This window comes from Mesorhizobium sp. ES1-3 (genome assembly GCF_020164795.1).
Lineage (GTDB): Bacteria > Pseudomonadota > Alphaproteobacteria > Rhizobiales > Rhizobiaceae > Mesorhizobium.
The window spans coordinates 1-14,847 of sequence record NZ_JAIUGW010000023.1 but is presented as its reverse complement, the minus strand read 5'-3'; the positions used below and the strand labels follow the sequence as shown (position 1 = coordinate 14,847).

The following is a 14,847-nucleotide window of genomic DNA, read 5'->3' as shown; positions in this document are numbered from 1 at the left end:
AGCGCGCCGCGTTTGAATTGACACATGCCGCCCGCTTTAGTTCTTTTGTTTCGATGCATGTCGTTGCCCCAAAACCGGATCCACTTTTGGACGACACGCATCAGCGAATACGGCTCTCGGTCGCCGGATCGAAGAACACCGCCTTGGTGAGGTTGAAGGCGAGCGGCGTGTTGGTGCCCGGCTGGATGTTTGCATCGGCGCGCAGCCGCGCCACCACGCCCTTGCCGCCGAGATTGGTAACGGCGAAAGTGTCGGAGCCGGCCGGCTCCACAACCTCGATATGGCAATCGGCGGTGGCGATTTGCGAGGCGTTGCGCTCCGCGCCTTCCGGATCGGTGAGCGCCTCCGGGCGAACGCCGAAGATGACCGGCTTGCCCTTGAACGCCGACAATCCGGCCGGAGCGTTGGCCATCGGCAAGGTGATCGGCTGGCGTGCCTCGCGATCGAGCACGACGGCCAGGTCGCCGCCGTTGCCGTCGATGGTGGCCGGGATCAGGTTCATCGCCGGCGACCCCATGAAGTCGGCGACGAAGACGTTGGCGGGGTTGTTGTAGATCTCGGCCGGCGTGCCGAACTGTTGCACCTCGCCGTCACGCATGACGGCGATCTTGGTCGCCAGCGTCATCGCCTCGATCTGGTCGTGGGTGACGTAGACGATGGTTGTGCCGGTGGTGGCATGCAGGCGCTTGATCTCGATGCGCATGTCGACGCGCAGCTTGGCGTCGAGGTTGGACAGCGGCTCGTCGAACAGGAACAGCTTGGGGTCGCGCACCAGTGCCCGGCCCATGGCGACGCGCTGGCGCTGGCCGCCGGAGAGCTGGCCCGGCTTGCGCTGCAGGAGATGGCCGATCTGCAGCACCTTGGCCACCTTGTCGATCGCCTTCTGGCGTTCGTCGGCAGGCACGCCGCGCATCTCCATGCCGAAGGAGATGTTCCCGGCGACCGTCATATTCGGGTAGAGTGCGTAGCTCTGGAACACCATGGCGATGTCGCGCTTCGACGGATGCAGATCGGTGATGGTGCGACCGTCGACGCGGATATCGCCAGAGGTGATCGTCTCCAGTCCGGCAATGGTGTTGAGCAAGGTCGACTTGCCGCAGCCGGACGGACCGACCAGCACCAGGAAGCCGCCCTTTTCCAGCTCGAGGTTAATCCCTTTCAGGATCTCGACCTGGCCAAAACGCTTCCTCAGACCATCAATTTCCAGAAAAGCCATTGGGTTATCCTTTGACCGCGCCGGCCATCAGACCGCGCACGAAATAGCGGCCGGCGAGCACATAGACGAGAAGGGTGGGCAGCGCGGCGATCATCGCCGCCGCCATGTTGACGTTGTATTCGACGACGCCGGTCGAGGTGTTGACGACGTTGTTGAGGGCCACCGTCATCGGCATCGCGTCACCGGTGCCGGCATAGGCGGAGGCGAACAGGAAGTCGTTCCAGATGTTGGTGAACTGGTAGATGACGGTGACGACGAAGATCGGCATCGAGTTCGGCAGCATGATGCGCCGGAAGATCTGGAAGAAGGAAGCGCCGTCCACTTGCGCGGCCTTGACCAGTTCGGTCGGGAACGCCTCGTAATAGTTGCGGAAGAACAGTGTGGTGAAGCCGATGCCGTAGACGACATGGACGAAGACCAGGTTGACCGTCGAATTGCCGAGGCCGAAGCTGGTTCCGATCGTGTTCTGCAGCGTCACGCCGAACCGTCCGAGGCTGCCCAGGATCGTCGCCATCGGCAAGAGAACCGACTGGAACGGAATGAAGCACGCAAACAGCATCAGCCCGAACACCAGGGTTGCGCCGCGGAAACGCCATTTGGTCAGCACGTAGCCATTGAGCGCGCCGAGCATGGTCGAGATCAGCACGGCCGGAACCACCATCTTGATGGAATTCCAGAAATAACCCTTGATGCCGGCGCAGGTGAGGCCGACGCAGGTCTCACCCCAGGCCTTCAGCCAGGGCTCAAAGGTCGGCGCCGTGGGCAGCGCAAGCATGTTGCCGTTCTGGATCTCGTCCATGGTCTTGAACGAGGTCACCAGCATGACGAATAGCGGCATCAGGTAGAACAGTGCGAACAGCGCCAGAAGCCCGTAGATGACGATGCGGTTGACGATCTTGACGTTGACGCCACGGCTGACCTGGCGGGCGGGAGCGGTGACGGCGCTCATCGCGACTTCTCCCTAAGTTCCGAATAGAGGTAGGGCACGATGATGGCGACGATGGTCATCAACATGATCACCGCACTTGCCGAACCGACGGCCATTTCGTTGCGCTTGAAGGTGTATTCATACATGAAGTTGGACGGCAGCCAGGCCGAGCCGCCGGGACCGCCGCTGGTCAGAGCCACCACCAGATCGTAGGATTTGATGGCAAGGTGCGCGAGCACGATGAAGGCCGACAGGAAGATCGGCCGCAAGAGCGGAATGACGATGCGGCGATAGAGCTGGAAGGTGGTGGCGCCGTCGATCTGCGCCGCTTTCATGATCTCGCCGTCGATGCCGCGCAGGCCGGCCAGGAACATCGCCATGATGAAGCCGGAAGCCTGCCAGACGCCGGCGATGACCACCGTGTAGATGACGAAATCCTTGTTCTTGATCCAGTCGAAATGGAAGCTCGTCCAGCCCCATTGATGCAGCGTCTGCTCAAGACCGAGGCCGGGGTCGAGGAACCATTTCCAGGCGACGCCGGTGACGATGAAGGAGAGCGCCATCGGGTAGAGGTAGATGGGGCGCAAAACGCCTTCGCCGCGGATCTTCTGGTCGAGCAGGATGGCCAGGAACAGGCCGAGCGCCAGGCAGATCAAGATGTAGAGAAAACCGAAAATGCCCATATTTGTGATCGACGTGTACCAGCTCGATGGCGGGTCGGTGTCGAAGGTCCAGCCCCACAGTCGCTGATAGGCACGCCCGCCCGTTATGGCGTAGGACGGGAAGGTCTTGGAGTTGGTGAAGGACAGATAGATCGTCCACAGGATGAAGCCGTAGACGAAAACGATGGTGATGGCGAAGCTCGGCGCCAGCACGATTTTCGGCAAGGCATCCTGCAGGCGCGAGCGCACAGAGGCGCGCGGGCGGGCATGCTCCGGCGTCAGCTTAATCTGGGTTGTCGCGACTGTGCTCATGGGTTCCTCCCGTCGGCGTCCGGCCGACCGGCCTCACGGACCGGGGACCCTTCCCCGCCGGAGCGGGGAAGGTGTTTTCGTACGTAGCGCTTACTTGGCGTCGTCGATCGCCTTGACCAGTTCGGTCACCGCCTCGTCCGAGGTCTTGATCTGACCATGGACGAATTTGGAGACGACGTCCTTGTAGGCATTGGCGACCGCCGGAGGCGCGCCGTAGCCCTGGGCGAGCGAGCCGAACAGCGTGCCGCCTTCATTGGCCTTCTTCAGGTCGGCAATACCCTTCTTGCCGCAAGCGTCGAAGTCGGTGTCTGGCACGTCGGTCCGGGCCGGAACCGAACCCTTGACGACGTTGAAGGCCGACTGGAAGCTCTTCGACAAAGTGGCGGTGGCCAGAGCGATCTGGGCGGCCTTGCGGTCCTCCGGAACGTTGAACATGCCGAACATGTCGGAGTTGTAGATCACCGAGCCGTCGGTGCCCGGGAAGCGGTAGCAGAGGAAGTCGGTGCCCGGGGTCTTTTTGGCGGCGTGGAACTCGCCCTTGGCCCAGTCGCCCATGACCTGCACCAGCGCATCGCCCTTGATGACCATGGCGGTGGCGAGGTTCCAGTCGCGGCCCGAGAAGTTCGGGTCGACATAGGTGACGAGCTTGGCGAGATTGTCGAACGACTTCTTCATCGTGTCGGACTTAAGCGACGCGTCGTCGAGGTCGTTCATCGCCTTCTTGTAGAATTCCGGCCCGCCGGTCGACAACACGACGGAATCGAACATGGTGGCTTCCTGCCAGTTCTGGCCGCCAAGCGCGAGCGGAGTGACACCGGCCGCCTTGGCCTTGTCGAGCAATGCCACGAAGTCGTCGAAGGTCTTCGGCTCGGTGCCGCCGATCTTGTCCATCACCGCCTTGTTGATCCACAGCCAGTTGACGGAGTGGACGTTGACCGGAGCGGCGACCCACTTGCCGTCATAGACGGCGAATTTCTGCAGGGCGGTCGGAACCGATTTGTCCCAACCTTCCTTCTTGGCCGTCTCGGTGAGGTCGCCCATGACGCCGGCCGCGGCATAGTCGAGCACGGTGTAGCCGAGCATCTGCGAGGCGGTCGGATAGTTGCCGGCCGCGACCATCGCCTTCAGCGCGGTCATGGCGGCATCGCCGCCGCCGCCGGCCACCGGCACGTCCTTCCAGGCATAGCCTTCCTTGGCCAGATCCTGCTTGAGCACGTTGAGGGCCGCCGCTTCGCCGCCCGACGTCCACCAATGCAGCATCTGCACTTCCTTGACGTCCGCGGCGTGGGCCGAGAACACAAAGCTTGTCGCAAGAGCCGTTCCGATAAGCAGTTTGCGCAACATGTACTTCCTCCCTTGTTGCATTACACGACCGGTGGCAGGCCACCGGGTTCTTCCCAACTCAGCCGACCCACCAACCGGTGCGCTGGCCGCGATGAAACTGGATTGTCTTTTCCTCGGTATAGTCCTCGACGGCGCGCTTGCCGAGTTCGCGGCCCAAGCCCGATTGCTTATAGCCGCCGAACGGCAGTTCTGGATAACCTTCCATGAACGTGTTCACCCAGACCGTCCCCGAACGCACGCCCCGCGCCACCGACATGCAGGTGTCGATGCTGGCGCTCCACACACCCGCCGACAGACCATAGGGCGTGTTGTTGGCGATGTGCAACGCCTTCTCAATCGATTCAAAGGTCAGCACCGAGAGCACCGGCCCGAACACTTCCTCGCGGGCGACGGCCATGTTTTCGGTGACGTCGCGCAAGATCGTCGGATCGAGATATTGGCCGGCATTGGAGGGGAGCTGCCGACCGCCGCTGAAGATGCTGCCGCCGTCACTCGCGGCCGCCGCCACGTAATCGGTCACCTTGGCAAGATGGTCGGACGAAATCATCGCGCCGACCTTGGTCCTGTCATCGAGCGGATCGCCCACCGTTACCTTGGCGGTCAATGCCTTCACAGCGGCCAGGAAATCACCGGCGATCGCCTCGTGCACGATCAGCCGGCTGCCGGCATTGCAGCATTCGCCGGCATTGAAGAAGCCGCCGAACACCGCCGCGTCGGCGGCCGCCTCGAGATCGGCATCGGGGAACACGATCTGGCCGTTCTTGCCGCCGAGCTCCATCGAGACCTTCTTCAGGGAATTCGAGGCCGCCGCCATGGTCATCTTGCCGACGCGGGTGGAACCGGTGAACGAAACCATCTCGACCAGGGGATGGCTGACCATCGGCGCGCCGACATCGGCGCCGAGGCCGGCGAGGATGTTGACGACGCCCGCGGGAACGCCGGCTTCGAGCAGGATGTCGCCAAGCAGGAAGGTCGAGGCCGAGGTCATCTCGCTCGGCTTGACCACCGCCGTGCAGCCGGCTGCGAGCGCGAAAGGCAATTTCTGGCTGACGATGAGGAACGGGAAGTTCCACGGCGTGATGATCGAGACGACACCGATCGGCTCGCGCAGCACGACGCCCAGCATGGCGTCGCCGAGATTGGCGTAGCTTTCGCCATGCAACGTTCGGGCGAGCGAAGCTGCATAGCGCCAGATGTCGACGGCGCCGCCGATCTCGCCGCGCGCTTGGGCGATCGGCTTGCCGGATTCCAGTGCATCGAGCCGCGCTATGTCTTCCAGCCGGGCCTCGATCAGGTCGGCCGTCTTGAGCAGGATCGCGGCACGCTCGGCCGCCTTCATGCGCGGCCAGGGACCGGTCTCGAACGCCCTGTGCGCCGCCTGCATCGCGGCTTCCACTTCGGTGGCACCTGCCTGCGCATAGTGTGAAACGGTGAAGCCGTGACCGGGGCTCTTGCGTTTCAGCATGCGGCCATCGCGGGCATCGACGTGCTTGCCGTCGATCAGCAGCTTGTATGCCTTGGGGGCCGCAGAGGCCTCGGCAGGCATGGAAATCTTGAGAGGTGCATTCATGTGATTTCCACTCTGTCCTAGGAACGCGAAAACACGGGCTTCTGCTTGGTCTTGAAGGAGCCGACACCGGCCTTGAGATCGCTGGTTAGCGCTATGAAGCCGCTGGCCAAGGCTTCCGTTGCAGCTGCACTTTCCTCGCCTTCCGCCACCGCGATCATCAGCTTGGCGGCTTCGGTCGCCAGCGGTCCGCGTTCGGCGATTTTTTCAGCCCATGTCTTGGCTTCATCCGACGCTTTGCCGGTTTCGACGACGCGATCGACGATACCCAGCGCAAGTGCTTCCGCCGCCAGAAAAATCTCGCCGCCAAGCGCCATGCGACGCACCGTCTGGGCGCCGAAGCGACGCACGGCGCGCTGCGTGCCGGACCAGCCGGGGACGACGCCGATCGAGGTTTCGGGGAAGCCGAGTTTCACCTGCGTTTCCGCGACGCGGAAGTCGCAAGCGACAGCCAGTTCGAGCCCGCCGCCGAGCGCATGGCCAGACAAGACCGCGATGGTCGGCTGGCGTAGCCGTGCCAGCCGGTCGAAGACACGGTGGCCGTAGCGCACCCATTGCACCTGAAAATCGGCGGCGTTCATGCCGCCCCAGGCCTCGACATCGCCGCCGGCGCAAAAACCCTTGCCTTCGCCGCGTATGAGCACGACGCGCACATCCTCGGCGCTTTCCGCCTCATCGAGCGCCGCTTCCAGCGCGCGCAGCATCGGAATGTCGAGCGCGTTGAACTTTTCGGGCCGGCGCAAGGTGACGATGCCGATCGCGCCATCCTGCTCGAAGGTCACGAGGCGCTCAGCCATGCGCGCCTCCGAGCGAGGCGCCGCCATTCAGCGACAGGCCGATCGGCCGATCCTGGTAGAGCGCGGCGGGCGTCACCTTGAGGTCGTTGGCTACGTTGAGCGGGATCTCGGCTTGACCAAGCACATCGCGCTCGAGGTCGATACCCGGCGCCAGTTCCGTCACCATCAGCCCATCTGATGTCAGCTTCATCACGCAGCGCTCGGTGACGTAGGTGATGTCCTGTCCCTGCGCGACCGCGCGCTTGCCGGAGAAGGAGATGTGCTCGACCGCCTCGACGACTTTCTTGACCTTGCCTTCCGCGTCGATGCGGATGCCGCCATTGGCGAGCGACAGCTTGGCCCCTGCATTGAAGAAGCCGGAAAAGACGATCTTCTTTGCCCGCGACGTGATGTCGACGAAGCCGCCGGCTCCGGCGGTAACGTGCGGCCGTGCCGAAAGCTTCGACACGTTGACCGACCCGTGGCGGTCGATCTGCAGGAAGGAAAGCAGCGAAGCGTCGAAACCGCCGGCCTGGAAATAGATGAACTGGTGTGGCGAGGGCATGATCGCCTCGGCGTTGGAGGCGCAGCCGAACTTGAAGTCGAGCAGCGGCACGCCGCCGACGGCGCCTTGTTCGATCACCCAAGTGACCTTGCCGTGCTGGCCTTCTTCCAGAAGGATGCGCGGCACGTTGGCCGAGATGCCGAAGCCGATGTTGACGGCCATGCCATCGCGGAGCTCCATGGCGACGCGGCGCGCGATCACCTTCTGGACGTTCATCTCGGCATTGCGGAAGCTCGACAGCGGCCGGAAGATTTCACCAGAAATCGCCGGATCGTAAGGCGTCAGCGTCGTCTGCAACTGGTCCGGCGCGACGACGATATGGTCGACCAGCACGCCGGGCACGCGCACATCATGCGGCTTCAGCGTGCCATTCTCGACGACGCGCTTGACCTGCGCGATGACGATGCCGCCATTGTTGCGGGCGGCGAGCGCCTGTTCCAAGCCGCCGAGATAGGCGCCCTCGTGCTCATAGGTCAGGTTACCGCGCTCGTCCGCCGTGGTGGCGCGGATGATCGAGACCTGGGGCACGATGGCGCGGAAATAGAGCCATTCCTCGCCGTCGAATTGCTGCACCGACACGATCGGCTCGCCGGCGGCGGCGTTCATGGCACAACCCTGGTGGCGCGGGTCGGCAAAAGTGTCGAGGCCGACCTTGGTCAGCACGCCCGGCCGCTTGGCGGCGGCTTCGCGGTGCATGTCGAACAGGATGCCGGATGGCACGTTATAGGCGGCAACGGAATTGTCGCCGATCATCTTCCAGATCCGCGGCGGCTCGGCGGAGGAGGGGCCGGACGGATAGGAGCCGCACAGCGTACGCTTCAAAAGGCCCGGCTGGGCCAGATGATCGATGCCCTTGATGCCATACATGTCGCCGGCGGCGATCGGGTGTAGCGTGGTGATGTCCTTGGGATGGCCCTCGCTGTCGAAGCGTTCGCCGATGGCGGCGAGCACGGCATCCGGACAGCCGAGGCCGCTCGACGAGGACACCGAGACGACCATGCCGTCCTTGATCAGGCTGGCTGCCTGCGCCGGTGAAACGACCTTGCTCAATTCATGCTCCCGAGTTTCGGGTCGATCTTGACGGCCTTGCCGGAATTGGCCGATTGCAATGCCGCCTCGGCTGATGCGAGCGACCAGATGCCGTCTTCTCCGGTGGCGGAGGGCTGGTCATCGCCACGGATCGCGGCATGGAACCGGTCCACCGACCTGACATAGAGGTTCTCGCGGTCGAAGCTCAATTCTTCCTCGCCGCTGGCGGTGCGCAGAAGGACTGAGCCCACCGGCTTTTGCGTCATGACATTGCGGGCGATGAGCGACCCTTGCGAGCCGTGCACCTCGAAGCCGGTATCGGCAAATCTGGTGGTGAAGCCTTCATGCGATTGCGCGATAAGGCCCGACTTGAAGCGCCAGATGCACATGGCGCCGTCTTCTAGCCCGCTGCCGGCCATACCGGCGGATTGCGTAAAAGCGGAAACCTCGACCGGATCGTCGCCAAGCACGAAGCGCAGCGTGTCGGCATCGTGTACGGTGATGTCGAGCACCACGCCGCCGCCCGCCTCAGGCCTGGCGATGCGCCAACCCTGCAGGTTTTCGGGCAGGTAGACGGCGTGGAAAACCCGCGCGGCAATCGGCTGGCCGATGCGACCTGCGGTAACAGCCTCGCGCATGGCGCGGTGAGCACCGGCATTGCGCAGATGATGATTGGTTCCAAGCACGACGCCCGCGGCCTTGGCCGCAACGACCATCCTGCGCGCGTCGTCGCTGGTCAGCGCCAGCGGCTTCTCACACAGCACATGTTTTCCCGCCTTGATCGCGGCCAGTGCCTGTTCGAGATGCAGTTCGTTGGTGGTCGAGATGTAGACGGCGTCGATGTCGGATCCGAGCAAGGCATCGAGATTCGATACGGCGGCCGGAATGCCATTTTCCCTTGCATAGGCCGCGGCGCGGTCCGGGTTGGAACTCATCACCGCTGATATCTCGCCACCCTCTTGCGCGCGAATGGCGTCGATCATGAACTGCCGGCCGATCGTGCTGGCGCCGATCAGCCCCCATTTGACGCTCATGTCGCGGCTCCCGTTGCCGTAGGCCTGTTTCGCGTGCGGCGATCTGGGCCGCAGCTTTCCCTGACCACGAGATTGACGGCGCCGATATGGTCCTCAGCGCGCGTGGTGCGCGACTGGATCAACTTGATCATGACGTGGGCCGCGCGTTCGCCGAGACCGGCGGAGTCCACCGCGACGCTGGTCAGCGGCGGCATATAGTGCTCGGCCTCGACCACATCGTCGAAGCCGACGACGGCGAAATCCGGGCCGGGCTCGAGCCTGCGCTTGCGCAGCGCCAGCATGACGCCGAAGGCGACGGCATCGTTGAAGCAGAGCGCCGCGGTTGGCGGCTCGACCATTGCGAGCGACGTTTCCAGGCAGGCCATGCCGCCCCTGCGGTTGGTCTCGCCCTCGATGATGAGCGCGTCGCGGGCGTCGATGCCGAGCGTTTCGCAGGCTTCGCGAAAGCCGCCCAGCCGCTCATGATAGACCACCAGGTCGGACGAGCCGCCGAAGAACGCCAGCCGGCGGTGCCCCTTGCCAATGAGATGAGCGGTGGCGAGATAGGCGCCCCGATGATTGTCGGGAGCAATCACCGGAATGCGGCTTTCAGGCAGCCGGCGCATGGCGAAGACAATCGGCAGACCGGCTATTTCCAGCCGCCGGAACGCTCCTGGCGTGGTGCCGCGCGCCGGGGAAACGATGAGCCCGGCGACGCCCTGTTCCATCAGCGACTTCAGTACTTCTTCCTGGCGCACCGGATTTTCGGCCGTGTTGGCGATGAAGGGCACGATACCGGCCGATTGGAAAACACGCTCCATGCCCACCGCCAGTTCCGCGAAGAACGGGTTGGTGAGATCGTTGATGACCATGCCGATGACGTTGGAGTGGGCCTTGCGCAGATTGGCGGCGCCGCGATTGTAGACATAGCCGACATCCTCGATCGCCTTGCGCACCTTGACCGCGGTCTCGGGACGGATCAGCCCGCTGCCCTGGAGCACGAGCGACACGGTCGATTTGGACACGCCCGCCTCGCGGGCAATGTCGAAGATCGTCGCCTTGGCCCGGCTGGCCATCCAGATATCCTCCCCGGTTTTCTCAATCGAATTTATTGGAACGTTCTAATCTATGCTCCATGGATGAGTCAATCGGGATTTTTTCTCAATCAGACGACGCGGTCATACGTGGTCCAACAGTTTGCCATCCAAGGGGTCTTGTGTTGCAACGCAGCATTGGTTGGCGGGTCACTTCGAATCCTAAAGGTTCTTGATTTATTGGAACGTTCCATTTAATAGGCGCTGCGAAGGGAGAGATCGATGGACATTGTCTTGCCTGGCGAAGGTGACCGCAGCGCCCGCTACGCGCTTGCCGGACGGCCGGTCCAACCGGTAATCGGTGCACGGTTTTCGCGGATCGCCTATGCCGCCGCGCATGTCGTCGCCGATCCCCTTGATATGACCGATCCATGGTCGCTGCCGGTTGTCGACTGGGACAGGACGATGGCGTTTCGTCATCATCTATGGCGGCTCGGCTTCCGCATCGCCGAGGCGATGGACACGTCGCAGCGCGGCATGGGCTTCGATTGGACAAATGCGCAGGAATTGATCCGCCGTTCAATCGCGGAGGCGCGGACCGTCGCTGGCGATCTCGCCTCGGGCGCCGGAACCGACCACCTCGTGCCGGCGTCGGCCAGGACACTGGACGATGTGATCGCCGCCTATGAGGAGCAGTTCGCTTTCATCGAAGGCCAGGGCGGCAAGGCGATCATGATGGCCAGCCGCGCGCTGGCGGCCGTGGCGAAGGGGCCGGACGACTACGCCCTGGTTTACGACCGCATATTGGGCCAGGCCTCCGGCAAGGTCATCCTGCACTGGCTGGGCGACATGTTCGACCCGGCCTTGAAGGGCTATTGGGGCAACGACGATTTCGAGGCCGCGCTCGATACGGTGGTCGCCATCATCGAGCGCCATGCCGGCAAGGTCGAAGGCATCAAGATATCGCTGCTGGACGCCGGCAGGGAGGTGGCGCTCAGGAACCGGCTGCCGGACGGTGTGTTGATGTTCACCGGCGACGACTTCAATTATCCCGAACTGATCGCCGGAGACGGCAAGCGGCACTCGCACGCACTGCTCGGCATTTTCGACGCGATCGCGCCGGTTGCCAATGCCGCGCTGGCGAAGCTGGCTGATGGCGATCGTGCCGGCTATGACGCGCTGATGGCGCCGACCGTGCCGCTGTCACGAAAAATCTTCGAGGCGCCGACCGAACATTACAAGGCCGGCATTGTCTTCATGGCCTGGCTCAACGGCCATCAGGACCATTTCGCGATGGTCGGCGGCATGCAGTCGGCGCGCGGCATCCGCCATTATGCCGAAGTCTTTCGCCTCGCCGACCAGGCCGGATTGCTGGCCGATCCCGACCTTGCCATGTCGCGGATGAAAAGCCTGTGTGCCGTCGCGGGCGTCTAAACGAGTTTCGCGATCGAATCTGCCGTCGTCCATTCCGGTGAGCGCCAAGACGGGAGCGCCGTGATGCAAGGGCCGAATTTCTGGGTTGGATGGTGGGCGTGACAGGGATTGAACCTGTGACCCCTGCAATGTCAATGCAGTGCTCTCCCGCTGAGCTACACGCCCATCCGAAGCCGCGCATACACCATTTTTGGTCCGGCGCGTCAATAGCAGGAAAAGAGGAAAAACACGTCGTCTCGCCGCGGCTGTGGAACTGATGCCGGCGGCTTGCGGAAGGTGGCTCAGGCCGCCTGCAGCATCTTCTCGACCTCGTTGACGAGATCGCGCAGGTGGAAGGGCTTGGACAGAACCTTGGCGTCTTTCGGCGCCTTGGAATCCGGATTCAGCGCGACGGCGGCGAAACCGGTGATGAACATGACCTTGAGGTCGGGGTCGATCTCGGTGGCGCGGCGTGCCAATTCGATGCCGTCCATCTCCGGCATGACGATGTCGGTCAGAAGCAGCGAGAACGGTTCCTCGCGCAGCCGCTCATAGGCGCTGGCGCCATTGTCGAAATCGCTGACCTGGTAGCCGGCGCGCTCCAGCGCCTTGACGAGGAACCGACGCATATCGTCATCGTCTTCCGCCAGAAGAATGCGTGCCATGATATCCTGTCCGAATCACCCGCCAGAGACTGCCGTGGGGCAGTCCCGTTAACCATCCTGTATATGAGGAGGTGAGAGTAAACATCAAGTGAACGCGGACGCGCCTGACCCACATTTGCCCAGCGGCACGACCGCTGAAATGCTGGACATGCGGCCGGCAAGGTGGCAGTTTCGTGTCATGATGCACTGGTGTTTTCGGGTTCGTTCAAATTGAAGACGGCAGCCGAGGATTTTTCGGTCTTTCCACCCTTCGAAATCCGTTCGGGCGCCGAGCAGCGCGTCCCCTTCCTCTTCAATTCACCGCATAGCGGCCGCTACTATCCCGAACGCTTCCTTGCCATGGCGAGGCTCGATCGCAATGCCATCCGACGCTCGGAGGATTGCTATGTCGACGAGTTGTTCGGCGGCGCCGTGGCGCTGGGCGCGCCGATGCTGGCGGCGAATTTCCCGCGTGCCTATCTCGACGTCAACCGCGAGCCGTGGGAACTCGACCCGCGCATGTTCGCCGAGCCGGTGCCGTCCTTCTGCAACATCCGCTCGGCGCGTGTCGCCGGCGGGCTCGGTACCGTGCCGAAGCTGGTGGGCGAGGGGCTCGACATCTATGCGGGCCGCTTGCCGCTCGCCGAGGCGGTTGCCCGCATCGAGGCCGTCTACAAGCCCTATCACGAAACGCTGAAGCGGCTTTTGACCAGGACCCACGCCCGTTTCGGCTTTGCCGTGCTGATCGATTGTCATTCGATGCCGGCGAGCATCCGCGTCGGTGACAACGGGCTGCGGCCGGATTTCATCATCGGCGACCGTTTCGGCATCTCGGCCACCTCGGCCTTGACCGAAACCGCGATCGGGCTGCTGACCGCGATGGGCTATACCGTTGCTCACAACAAGCCTTATGCCGGCGGTTTCATCACGGAACATTATGGCCGCCCGGCGCGTCATCTGCATGCGCTGCAGATCGAGCTCAATCGCGGGCTCTACATGAATGAGCGAACATTCGAGAAGGCCGCCGGCTTCGACGCGCTGGCCGACGATCTGACGCGGTTTTCAGCCGACCTGATGGCGATGCCGGACCATCATTTCATCGACCTGCCGCTGGCCGCGGAGTGAAGATCACGCCTTGTCTCATGCGTGCCCAAGACCCTTTGCCGTTTTCTGGGCGGCAGGCTCCGGAGCGGTGAAAAAAAGACCGCATCGTTTGCACGATACGGTCGAAGTCTAGGGAGGAAACGCCCAAGGAGGGCATGGACAGGAAACCCTGTCCGAGGATGAGGGTATTGTGCAGCGCACAAATGTCAAGGGACGTTCAGGCTTTTTTAATTCACAGTGATGTGGAAATTGCCTCTCGATGGCGTTGGAGTGACATTCCGGCAACAGCTATCGCGGCGATAAATCGATAAACAAGCTTGTTTTGACGGGCGGCAGAGCCGGTTCGGGCATGCTGCAATGCGGGAGAATCAGTTGGACATCAGCATCGATTTCATGCGCCGCATCGCGCAAGCCGCAGCGGCCGAGACCTTGCCGCGCTTTCGCGCCCAAGGCGCGGTCGCCAACAAGGAAAAGGGCAGTTTCGACCCGGTCACCGAGGCCGACCGCGAGGCCGAGCGCGCGATCCGGGCGCTGATATCGGCCGAGTATCCCGACCATGGCATCCTGGGCGAAGAGCACGGCAGCGAGAACATCTCCAGCCGGCACGTCTGGGTGATCGATCCGATCGACGGCACGCGCGCCTTCATCTCCGGCCTGCCGGTGTGGGGGACGCTGGTCGGGCTGACGGTCGATGGCGACGCGGTCGCCGGCATGATGGCGCAGCCCTTCACCGGCGAGCTGTTCTACGCCAACGAGTCCGGCTCGCATTACGAGGGGCCGGGAGGTCCGCGAAAACTGTCGACCCGCAAGACGACAAAACTCGATGAGGCGACGCTGTTCACCACCACGCCGGCGCTGTTCAAGGGCGAGGCACGCACGCGCTACGACGCATTCGAGAAGCAGATACAGCTCGCCCGTTATGGCGCCGATTGCTATGCCTTCGCCATGATCGCCTCGGGGAGCGTCGACATCGTCGCCGATCCTGGATTGAAGCCCTACGACATCGTGGCGCTGATCCCGATCATCGAGAAAGCCGGCGGGGTTGTCACCACTTTCGACGGCGGGCCGGCGGAGAATGGCGGCGATGTTCTTGCGGCGGCGACACCGGAGCTTCATGCCGCCGCCATGGCCGCCCTGCGCGGCTGATCGGCTTCTTTGTTGACGCTAGGACGTAGTGACGATTTAACGGGTTGGGATTCCCAAGGAAGCGCAAATCAGATTCAACGCTGATTTTTGGAGG

Annotated in this window: 13 protein-coding genes and 1 tRNA gene; 3 read left to right on the top strand and 11 right to left on the bottom strand. The window is 63.0% G+C overall.

Annotated features, from left to right (window positions below):
• Positions 1–100: 100 nt before the first annotated feature.
• From LB536_RS24490 to LB536_RS24450, 9 genes are all read right to left on the bottom strand, one after another.
• Positions 101–1,216, bottom strand: coding sequence for an ABC transporter ATP-binding protein (locus LB536_RS24490; protein ID WP_224597126.1), 1,116 nt, complete (start codon positions 1,214–1,216; stop codon positions 101–103).
• Positions 1,217–1,220: 4 nt separating this feature from the next.
• Positions 1,221–2,165: a carbohydrate ABC transporter permease gene (locus LB536_RS24485; protein ID WP_224597124.1), complete on the bottom strand. Its 945-nt coding sequence runs from the start codon at positions 2,163–2,165 to the stop codon at positions 1,221–1,223.
• A complete protein-coding gene (locus LB536_RS24480) occupies positions 2,162–3,118 on the bottom strand; it encodes a carbohydrate ABC transporter permease (RefSeq protein ID WP_140756071.1) in 957 nt (318 codons plus the stop codon). The genes LB536_RS24485 and LB536_RS24480 overlap by 4 nt, the downstream gene beginning before the upstream one ends.
• A gap of 90 nt (positions 3,119–3,208) precedes the next feature.
• Positions 3,209–4,462, bottom strand: coding sequence for an ABC transporter substrate-binding protein (locus tag LB536_RS24475; RefSeq protein WP_140756069.1), 1,254 nt, complete (start codon positions 4,460–4,462; stop codon positions 3,209–3,211).
• 58 nt (positions 4,463–4,520) lie between these two features.
• A complete protein-coding gene (locus LB536_RS24470; protein ID WP_224597122.1) occupies positions 4,521–6,032 on the bottom strand; it encodes an aldehyde dehydrogenase family protein in 1,512 nt (503 codons plus the stop codon).
• Between the two features lie 17 nt (positions 6,033–6,049).
• A complete protein-coding gene (locus tag LB536_RS24465; RefSeq protein WP_140756065.1) occupies positions 6,050–6,826 on the bottom strand; it encodes an enoyl-CoA hydratase/isomerase family protein in 777 nt (258 codons plus the stop codon).
• The gene (locus LB536_RS24460) at positions 6,819–8,420 is read right to left on the bottom strand and encodes an acyl CoA:acetate/3-ketoacid CoA transferase (RefSeq protein WP_224597120.1); all 1,602 of its coding nucleotides are present in this window, start codon (positions 8,418–8,420) and stop codon (positions 6,819–6,821) included. Before LB536_RS24460 ends, LB536_RS24465 begins: the two co-directional genes overlap by 8 nt.
• Positions 8,417–9,433, bottom strand: a complete 1,017-nt coding sequence (locus LB536_RS24455; protein WP_224597118.1) for a Gfo/Idh/MocA family protein — start codon at positions 9,431–9,433, stop codon at positions 8,417–8,419. The genes LB536_RS24460 and LB536_RS24455 overlap by 4 nt, the downstream gene beginning before the upstream one ends.
• Positions 9,430–10,488 carry a LacI family DNA-binding transcriptional regulator gene (locus tag LB536_RS24450; protein WP_224597117.1) on the bottom strand — a complete coding sequence of 353 codons (1,059 nt, stop codon included), beginning with the start codon at positions 10,486–10,488 and terminating at the stop codon, positions 9,430–9,432. Before LB536_RS24450 ends, LB536_RS24455 begins: the two co-directional genes overlap by 4 nt.
• A gap of 240 nt (positions 10,489–10,728) precedes the next feature.
• On the opposite strand from LB536_RS24450, the gene LB536_RS24445 reads away from it, so the two are divergent.
• Positions 10,729–11,880, top strand: a complete 1,152-nt coding sequence (locus tag LB536_RS24445; RefSeq protein WP_224597116.1) for a dihydrodipicolinate synthase family protein — start codon at positions 10,729–10,731, stop codon at positions 11,878–11,880.
• 90 nt (positions 11,881–11,970) lie between these two features.
• Here the strand turns inward: LB536_RS24445 and LB536_RS24440 are convergent.
• Both LB536_RS24440 and cpdR read right to left on the bottom strand, forming a co-directional pair.
• Positions 11,971–12,045, bottom strand: a tRNA-Val gene (locus tag LB536_RS24440).
• 116 nt (positions 12,046–12,161) lie between these two features.
• Positions 12,162–12,524: a cell cycle two-component system response regulator CpdR gene (gene cpdR, locus LB536_RS24435; RefSeq protein ID WP_006199474.1), complete on the bottom strand. Its 363-nt coding sequence runs from the start codon at positions 12,522–12,524 to the stop codon at positions 12,162–12,164.
• A gap of 162 nt (positions 12,525–12,686) precedes the next feature.
• Here cpdR and LB536_RS24430 point away from each other — a divergent pair, with 162 nt between their 5' ends.
• Together LB536_RS24430 and hisN are read left to right on the top strand one after the other, a co-directional pair.
• Complete coding sequence (locus LB536_RS24430; protein WP_224597115.1) at positions 12,687–13,628, top strand: N-formylglutamate amidohydrolase; 942 nt, start codon at positions 12,687–12,689, stop codon at positions 13,626–13,628.
• A gap of 351 nt (positions 13,629–13,979) precedes the next feature.
• Entirely contained in the window at positions 13,980–14,753 is a 774-nt protein-coding gene (hisN, locus tag LB536_RS24425) for a histidinol-phosphatase (RefSeq protein WP_140756053.1), read from the top strand.
• The last annotated feature ends 94 nt before the right edge of the window (positions 14,754–14,847 follow it).

Excerpts from the sequence above, each read along its gene's own strand:
- LB536_RS24490 (WP_224597126.1), bottom strand. The coding sequence starts at position 1,216 with ATGGCTTTTCTGGAAATTGATGGTCTGAGGAAGCGTTTTGGCCAGGTC.
- LB536_RS24485 (WP_224597124.1), bottom strand. The coding sequence starts at position 2,165 with ATGAGCGCCGTCACCGCTCCCGCCCGCCAGGTCAGCCGTGGCGTCAAC.
- LB536_RS24480 (WP_140756071.1), bottom strand. The coding sequence starts at position 3,118 with ATGAGCACAGTCGCGACAACCCAGATTAAGCTGACGCCGGAGCATGCC.
- LB536_RS24475 (WP_140756069.1), bottom strand. The coding sequence starts at position 4,462 with ATGTTGCGCAAACTGCTTATCGGAACGGCTCTTGCGACAAGCTTTGTG.
- LB536_RS24470 (WP_224597122.1), bottom strand. The coding sequence starts at position 6,032 with ATGAATGCACCTCTCAAGATTTCCATGCCTGCCGAGGCCTCTGCGGCC.
- LB536_RS24465 (WP_140756065.1), bottom strand. The coding sequence starts at position 6,826 with ATGGCTGAGCGCCTCGTGACCTTCGAGCAGGATGGCGCGATCGGCATC.
- LB536_RS24455 (WP_224597118.1), bottom strand. The coding sequence starts at position 9,433 with ATGAGCGTCAAATGGGGGCTGATCGGCGCCAGCACGATCGGCCGGCAG.
- LB536_RS24450 (WP_224597117.1), bottom strand. The coding sequence starts at position 10,488 with ATGGCCAGCCGGGCCAAGGCGACGATCTTCGACATTGCCCGCGAGGCG.
- LB536_RS24445 (WP_224597116.1), top strand. The coding sequence starts at position 10,729 with ATGGACATTGTCTTGCCTGGCGAAGGTGACCGCAGCGCCCGCTACGCG.
- cpdR (WP_006199474.1), bottom strand. The coding sequence starts at position 12,524 with ATGGCACGCATTCTTCTGGCGGAAGACGATGACGATATGCGTCGGTTC.